The 7,245-nt window shown below is 62.0% G+C and carries 7 protein-coding genes; all 7 read right to left on the bottom strand.

The genetic code is table 11. The features are described 5' to 3' along the window. Positions 1 to 295: 295 nt before the first annotated feature. Positions 296 to 2,131 (bottom strand): type II secretion system protein GspD, encoded by a 1,836-nt coding sequence (locus WAW39_RS11895; RefSeq protein WP_422319038.1) that lies wholly within the window; start codon positions 2,129 to 2,131, stop codon positions 296 to 298. Next, the gene (locus WAW39_RS11890; protein ID WP_422319036.1) at positions 2,128 to 2,499 is read right to left on the bottom strand and encodes a hypothetical protein; all 372 of its coding nucleotides are present in this window, start codon (positions 2,497 to 2,499) and stop codon (positions 2,128 to 2,130) included. Before WAW39_RS11890 ends, WAW39_RS11895 begins: the two co-directional genes overlap by 4 nt. A gap of 7 nt (positions 2,500 to 2,506) precedes the next feature. Beyond that, a complete protein-coding gene (locus WAW39_RS11885) occupies positions 2,507 to 3,727 on the bottom strand; it encodes a type II secretion system F family protein (RefSeq protein WP_422319034.1) in 1,221 nt (406 codons plus the stop codon). Positions 3,728 to 3,734: 7 nt separating this feature from the next. Then, positions 3,735 to 5,258, bottom strand: coding sequence for a GspE/PulE family protein (locus tag WAW39_RS11880; protein ID WP_422319032.1), 1,524 nt, complete (start codon positions 5,256 to 5,258; stop codon positions 3,735 to 3,737). Next, the gene (locus WAW39_RS11875; protein ID WP_422319030.1) at positions 5,255 to 6,394 is read right to left on the bottom strand and encodes a type IV pilus twitching motility protein PilT; all 1,140 of its coding nucleotides are present in this window, start codon (positions 6,392 to 6,394) and stop codon (positions 5,255 to 5,257) included. The genes WAW39_RS11880 and WAW39_RS11875 overlap by 4 nt, the downstream gene beginning before the upstream one ends. Then, positions 6,391 to 6,894, bottom strand: a complete 504-nt coding sequence (locus tag WAW39_RS11870; RefSeq protein WP_422319028.1) for a Fur family transcriptional regulator — start codon at positions 6,892 to 6,894, stop codon at positions 6,391 to 6,393. Before WAW39_RS11870 ends, WAW39_RS11875 begins: the two co-directional genes overlap by 4 nt. A gap of 12 nt (positions 6,895 to 6,906) precedes the next feature. Continuing rightward, positions 6,907 to 7,245 (bottom strand): hypothetical protein (locus WAW39_RS11865; RefSeq protein ID WP_422319026.1); only part of this gene is annotated, 339 nt, incomplete at its 5' end.

The following is a 7,245-nucleotide window of genomic DNA, read 5'->3' as shown; positions in this document are numbered from 1 at the left end:
CTCGTCAAGCCGGTGCAAAACCTTGCCCTGCTGACGCAGGTCAGGAACCTCGGCGAACCGCGCCTGAAGGGACTTCAACATCTGCTGCTGCCGCCTCGCTTCGGCGCTCTCGGGTATGGGTTCGGGTAGCATTCATACTGTCATCATCCGCTGTGGAAATTTGTGCAGCGGATTGTTCCTCCCCCAACTCTTTCTATTCTCCACATTCTCTCTCTCTGTTCATGCGTAAGCCCTGATTGATGGCAGATTGTCAATAATACCGCCTTGATCTTGTTCTTGGCGTCAAGTAATCGCATCAGTTTCGTCCTCGAATGAAGTCCATCAGCGTTCTCTTTTTGGGCTTTGGTGGTTCTTCGGACACAGGAAGGGCGCGTGGAGGATTGGGTGGCTGGAGGTTTTTTTGCAGGCGTTCATTCACTTCGTTCTCGGTGGTGAAGGACTGGAGGGCCCTCACGTTGTTGGCGTCGAGCACGTCTTTGCTGACGATGGCGCCGCCGTCTTTGGGATCGACGAGATGAGGACAGATCAGCAGGACGAGTTCATCCCGCGTCTTGGCGTTCTGACGCTTGCCGAAGAGCGCGCCGATGACGGGGATGTTGCCGAGAAAGGGCACCTGCGCCCGTGTGTCGTTGAAGTTGGTGTCAATGAGGCCGCCGATGACGACAGGCACCTGGTCTCGGGCAACGACAGTGCCGCTGACGGTGCGTGACTGCACGGTGTCGACGGTCTGGCTGGTGAAGCCGGTGTTGCTGGGCACGAGGACGGAAGCGCCGCCGACGTTGATGTTGGAGTTCTCCTGCAGCAGACGCAGGGTGACGGTCTTGTCAGCGTTGATGTTGGGCGTGATGAGGAGCGTTGTCCCCACGGGACGAAATTCAATGTTGGTGCTGCCGCCTGTGACGAGGGTGTTGTTTGCACTGGGCACAATGGTGCCGCCATTGAAGCTGCGGTTCAGCGGGCGTTCCTCACCGATGAACAGACGGCTGACTTCGTTATTGGCGATGAGCAGCGTGGGGGTGGAGACGGTGCGCACCTGGCCCTTTTCCTCCAAGATCTGAATGCGGGCGCTGAAATTGCTGCTGGCAAAGCTAAAGGTCAAATTTCCAGCCTGCACTGGATTGCTTCCAAAGCCAGCACGGAAGCGTCCATTGTCGAACAGGTAATCCACGGCGCTGCTGTAACCCTGATTCAAGCTCACCCGGAGAATCTTGACCTCCAGGAGCACGGTCGGGGTCGGCACATCGACGCTGACGTAGAGCGCCTTGATCTGCTCCATGGCGCGACTGTCGCTGGTTCGGACGATGACTTTGTTGAGGCGCTGGATGACGGTGACGTAGATGTCCACGCGGTCTTCAAGCAACTGCTGCACGGCGGCATCACGCTCGACAGAGACTGATGCCTCCAGTGCCTGCACCTGCTCAGCACTGAGTCCCTCCAATGGGCGCAGTTGCGTCTGGTTTGGATTGTTTCCAATGGAATTGCTCTGATTTTGGAGGCCGAAGCCTGCTGAGCTGAGCGAATTCAAACTGCTCATGGAGCTTCGTCCAAGGCCGCCGCTCATGCCGTTGATGTTGCCTGAGCCTCCGGCGGTTGTGCTGCCGCCGTTCTGAGAGGTCCCGAGATGCTGGCTGCGTCCGTCCACGACATCAAAACGCTGAAAGCGCTGCTGCAGTTCCTGAGTAGTCTGGAACTCCTGCTGCATGGTGTTCTGGTTCATTCGCACACGAATGCCGAAGAGATCACGAATGGAGCGGCCGAAGTCGTTCGCGTTTGGAAAGCGCATGTCGAAGACCTCGGTGAGCTCCTCCTGAAAGCTGCCAAGGTCGCGCTTGTATTCCTCGGGAGTATGGATGCGAATGATGCCGCCCTTTTCGTCATCGCGGAACCAAAGGTTGTGGGAGCGGCAGAGGGCTTCGATGGCAGAGCGAGGCTCGACGTTGGTGAGGTAGAGGCTGACGGGTGTTTTGCCTGCCTCCACGGAGGCCACGACATTCAGGCCGCTGGCTTCGGCCAGGATGCGGGCGGCATCTGCCAGCGGCACCTGGCGGAGATCAATAAGCTCCACGCGCGAGGTCTGCGCATGAGCGGTCAGGGAGAGCAGGCTGAGGGCGAGGATGAAAAAATGCTTCATTGGAGTCGGAGGGTTTGCTTGAGCGGCAGGACTTCGATGGTGGCGCTCTCTTTGGTGAGTTCGCTGAGCTGGAGACTGATGTGGCTGAATTCCCCGGAGAGGCTGAGCGTGCCGCCCTGCTTGAGCGTATATATCTGCTTGTTCACCTCGATGATGATGAGGCCATGGCCGGTTTGATTGATGATCTTGCCGCGCATGAGGATGGCGGGGATGCTCGCCTCGCTGGCCTTGTTCTGAAGGGTGGCCATGAGCAGCTGCTGAAGCGCTGCATCTGGCACCGTGGGATCTGGGGCAGTCCTGGGTGGTGAGGGTGTCTGCGCAGATGCCAGCGAGGCGAGCAGGAGCGCGGTGAGAAGCAGGTGTTTCATCAATGATTTAGCGGATGTTGTTGCCAGGGCCGGTGGCGGCGAAGAGGGCCATGAAGAAGGAGATGTAGACGTAGCCCACCACGGTGCCGACGGTGACAATGACGGCTGGTTCGATGAGCGCGGTGAGGCGCTTGATGAGGCGGTCTAGCTGCGCCTCGTGAAAGCGTGCTACTTCATCCAGCACGTTGTCGAGAGTGCCTGAGGATTCGCCCACGGCGATCATGCGCGGGAGCATGGGCATGAAGCCGTGCGGGCGGCTCAAGTGCCGTGCCAGCGGCTCGCCTTGCATGACCTGCTCCCGGGCGGTGGTCACGATGTCGGCGAGGCGGCGGTTGCCCATGAGCCGTTCAGTGACGCGCAGCGCCTCAATGAGGGTGACGCCGCTGCTGAGCAGCGCCGAGAAGCTGGTGGCAAACAGGGCGGTGCCTGCGGTGCGGAAGGCTTTGCCGAGGAGGGGGATGCGCAGGGCGAGCGCATCAATGACGGCACGTCCAGGCGGCCAGAGAAAGAGCATCACGAGAGCGAGGACGGATGACACGGCAATGATGACCGTGGTGACGCCGTTGATTTGAATCCAGTCGCTGATGTCGAGCAGACGCTGGGTCATCGGCGGCAGCTTCTTGCCCATCGCCCGCAGGAAAACCTGCAGCTTTGGCAGCACTCCGATGACCATGTAAACCGCCAGCCCGATGGCGAGCAGGAAGACGATGGCCGGATACATGAGCGTGGTGAGCAAGCTGGCGCGCAGCGTGCGCTTTTTCTCCAGAGCCATGGCGGCACGCTCCAGCACGGGGCCGAGATGGCCGGTCTGTTCGCCCACGCTGACGAGCTGCACGACGAGGCGGTTGAAGCATGGATGCTGGGCCAGCGCATCTGCAAAGGTGCGCCCGCTTTCGATGGCGGTGACCACCTCCTCCCACACTCTGCGAAGACGGCCACGCTCCGACTGTTCTGCGACGAGCCGAAGTGCGCCCAGCAAGGTGAGCCCGCTGCGCAAAAGCGTGGCGAGCTGATAGAGGCAGATTTCAATGTCGAGCGAGCGAATCCACAGCAGTTCGGAGGGCTTCCAGCCGCGTGAGTGGGCCGGCTGCTGCGCCTCCTCAAGACCAATCACCGTCAGGCCACGTCCGCGCAGTTCGGCTGCGGCAGCGGCGCTGGAGGCGGATTCCAGTTCACCCGAGAGACGGGAACCTGCGGCATCGAGAACGTTGTAGAGGAAGGCGGGCATGGGGAGTTTACCAGACGGTCACGGCGCTGCGCACGTCATTCATGGTCACGCTGCCGGCGCGCAGTTTATCGGCGGCATCGTGGACGAGCAGCGGCAGGTTGCGCAGGCGCATGGATTCATTCAGGGCCGCCTCATCTGCGCCACGCGCGATCATCTGCGACCACTGCTCATCAACCGGCAGCATTTCAAACAGACCCATGCGGCCGATGAAACCGCGCCCGGCGCAGTAGAGGCAGCCATGCGGCTCAAAACCATCCTGCCCCTCCAGTTCCGGCTGCGCGAGCAGGGCCGCTTCTTCGGTGCGGATCGCGCGTGGCTGAATGCAATGCCCACAGCATTTGCGCACCAGCCGCTGTGCCACGGCTAGGCGCAGCGTGGAGGCGATGAGGAAACGCTCCACACCCATCTCGGCCAGACGCACCACCGCTCCGGCGGCTGAGTTTGTGTGCAGCGTGGAGAAGACCAGATGGCCGGTGAGCGCGGCTTTGATGGCGATGTCCGCCGTCTCACGATCACGAATCTCACCGATCATCACGACATCAGGATCATGCCGCAGCACGCTGCGCAGGGCGCTGGCGAAGTTGACCTTGTCGGCGCTGTCCACTTCCACTTGCACAAGGCCGGGGATTTCATTTTCGATGGGATCTTCGATGGTGATGATGTTCTGCACCTCGGCGGCAATGAGTTCACGCAGCGCGGCATAGAGGGTGGTTGTCTTGCCGGAGCCGGTGGGACCGGTGAGCAGGATGAGGCCGTGCGGCTTGGCGATGGCCTCGCTGAACATGGCGTGATGCGTGGCGCTCATGCCCAGAGCACCGAGACTGAAGCGGCTGCTGTCCACGGCGAGCAGGCGCAGCGTGAGGCGCTCGCCATGCCTGGTGGGGATGGTGGCCACGCGCACATCGACCACCAGGCCGCGTGCTCCGGCTTCGCTATGACGGAAAGCACCATCCTGCGAGGCGCGACGTTCGGCGATGTTCAGCCCGGCGATGATCTTGAAGCGGTTGAGCAAAGCACCATGCACGCTCATGGGCAGGCGGTAGGCCTCCTCCAGCACACCATCGACGCGCAGGCGCACCTGCAGCTCCTTTTCCCCCGGATTGAAATGGATGTCGGAAGCCTGGCGCAGCATGCCAGCACGGAGGATTTCATTGGCGAGCTGCGTGGCGTCGGAATCGCCGTCTCCCGCATCCAGGCTGGCGGCGGCCTGTCCGCGCTCCGTGTAGCGTGTGAGCGTGCTGGTCCCGGCCTGGGGGGCATCGCGGTAAAGCCGGTCAAGAGCGCGGCCGAGTGATGCGGGCTCTGCCACCACCGCATGCAGGGGGTGCTCAAAGTAACGCTGCAAGGTGCGGAGTGCTGCTTCATCATCCTGATGCTGGCAGGCCAGCCACACATGCCCCTCATGCACGGCAAAGGGCAGGAGTCTTCGTCTCAAGGCGATGCTCGCAGGCAGACGCAAGGCCTGCACCGAATCAATGCGCACGGCATCTAGATCGAGCAATGTCTGCGGTTTGTGAGGTGCGGGGGTCATGCGGATGCGGCGGAACGTGTCCTCATGCGGCTGGCGCGCTCAAACACCTGAGCTGGCTTTCGGGCGAGGGCATTGATGGTCTGCTCGGAGATGTCTCCACACAGGTAGAGCGTGGCGAGGCTGTGCTCCATGGTCTGCATGCCCTGCTGCGTGCCGGACTCCATGGCTGAGTAGATCTGATTGCTCTTGCCCGTGGCGATGAGGTTCGCCACGGCCTGGCTGGCCATCAAAATCTCCGCCGCGAGGACGCGACGTCCCTTGGGTTCTGCGGTATCGCTGCCGCGTTGTTTTCGTCCAGGACCGTCCGCGACGACGAGATGCTGGGCGACGACGGCACGCAGCACGAGGGCGAGCTGGCGGCGGATGCCGTCCTGCTCGCCCGCAGGAAACACAGACACCATGCGCTCGATGGCTCCCACGCAATCGCCCGCGTGGACGGTGGTGAAAACGAGATGCCCGGTCTCCGCCGCCGTGATGGCAGTGCGGATGGTGGTGAGGTCGCGGATTTCGCCGACGAGGATGACATCGGGGTCCTGCCGCATGGCAGCGACGAGCGCGTCATTGAAGCTGGGTGTGTCGAGCCCGAGCTGGCGCTGATTCACCAGCGCGAGATTGGAGTGATGCACATACTCCACCGGGTCTTCGATCGTGATGAGATGGCAGCGCCGCGTTTGATTGATGTGATCCAGCAGCGTGGCAAGCGTGGTCGTCTTGCCGGAACCCGTCGGACCTGCGATGACAACGAGGCCATAGGGCTGCAGGCAGAGCTGGTTCAGCGACTCCGGCAGCCCCAGCTCCGACAGCGGGCGAAAGCGGTCATCCAGACGACGCAGTGCTAGATGGATGCGGCCGCGAACCTTGTAAATGTTGATGCGGAAGCGCACGCCGCGCCGGCTGGTGAGGGCTCCATCGTAGCTGCCGGTGTCACGCACCACCGGACCGCTTGACTGGCCGGTGATTTCGCGCGCCCAGCGCTCCATTTGAGATTCCGGGATGGCTGGCGAAGATTCATCTGACCTGAGCACACCCTGCACACGGAAGTAGGGCGGGGCATCACTGGCGAGATGCAGGTCCGAGGCACCGAGGTCGAGACAACGGTCGAGCAGGGGGTCAAGCTGTTGGGCAGGCACGCTCATCGTATTTGGTGAGTGCGGCGTTCCTGCGGCACGTCATGGCCCTCCGTGCAGTGCGGGCACAAGCCGAAAAACTCCAGTTCATGGCGCACGGCTTTCCAGCCTGAGTTTGCGGCGATCTGCTGCTCCATGCTGAATAGCTCGGGCGGTGTCTGCACGGGCTGGAGTTCACCACAGTTCGTACAGACGAGGTAGTCCGGCTGCGGGCCGGGCTGGATGATCTGAAAGTACTGCGCACGTTCGCCGAGATGCATGCGCCGCACCACGCCTGCCTGCTCCAGCTTCAACATCAGGCGGTAGAGTGTCACGGGGTTGAATTCCTTCAGGCTGGTCAAGTCTGCCCAGTAGGCGATGGCGGCAGGGGCAGAGTGCGCGGTCATCGCGTGAATCAGGCTGCGCAGGGCGGGGGTGCGCCTGACCCCGCGCTCATGAAGCCTGCCAAGAATCTCCTCAGCCGTACGGGCGGAGGCGTCTGCATTTGCGCTGTCATGATGAGTGTCCATGCGGAAGAGGGATCAGTTCAGAGCGGCGTGGCTTTTCTCCTGCCGAAGCCGGGATGGCCTGATCGTCTGCTGAGAAGCATGGTGTGATGGATTGTGGCCGGATGTGCCATGAAACATGTTTTTGGCACGCGGTGCGGCAGCCCCCTGCTGTGCAAGGGCGCGCAGCCATTTTGTGGCCTGTGGTGCGGGCAGCCAGGGGCTGCCCTTTGGCAGTCTGCCGAGCATGTGGCGGCACTGACTGCGGTAGTCCGCACCCTGGCACGCGAGGATCCAGTCTTCGTAGTCTGCCAGCCAGGTGGCAAAGACCTGCGCGCCTTTCATGGTGGAGGCCGTGTCGTGGCTGAGCACCTC

Source organism: Prosthecobacter sp. (genome assembly GCF_049294395.1).
In the GTDB taxonomy this organism is placed as follows: Bacteria; Verrucomicrobiota; Verrucomicrobiia; order Verrucomicrobiales; family Verrucomicrobiaceae; genus Prosthecobacter.
The sequence above is the reverse complement of the archived record's forward strand: the minus strand, read 5'-3'. Positions and strand labels throughout refer to the sequence as shown.